Origin of the sequence: Nocardioides oceani (assembly GCF_030412965.1) — a bacterium.
GTDB classification, from domain to species: Bacteria; Actinomycetota; Actinomycetes; order Propionibacteriales; family Nocardioidaceae; genus Nocardioides; species Nocardioides oceani.
In genome coordinates this window covers 1-201 of sequence record NZ_JAUHJQ010000365.1, presented here as the reverse complement: position 1 = coordinate 201, position 201 = coordinate 1, and the positions used below count along the sequence as shown (strand labels likewise).

General features: G+C 79.6%; 1 protein-coding gene. It reads right to left on the bottom strand.

Features of this window, described 5'->3' with window-relative positions; translation table 11 throughout:
* On the bottom strand, window positions 1-201 hold a 201-nt coding region (locus tag QWY28_RS24375; RefSeq protein WP_300955458.1), incomplete at both ends, for an NUDIX-like domain-containing protein.

The window sequence follows — 201 nt, the reverse complement described above, 5'->3', positions numbered from 1 at the left end:
GAGCGGCGCGGCGGCGAGGTTGTCGTCCGACAGCGACGGCAGCAACCCACGCAGCGGCACCCAGTCGCCGTCCTCGCGGGCCCGCGCGGGGCCGGTGACGACCGCGAACCAGGTGCGACCCTCCCGCTCCCCCAGCAGCACGCGCAGGCCCTCGGGCGCCTGGGACGGCGGCACCCACTCCACCAGCCCGCCGGCCGGGCG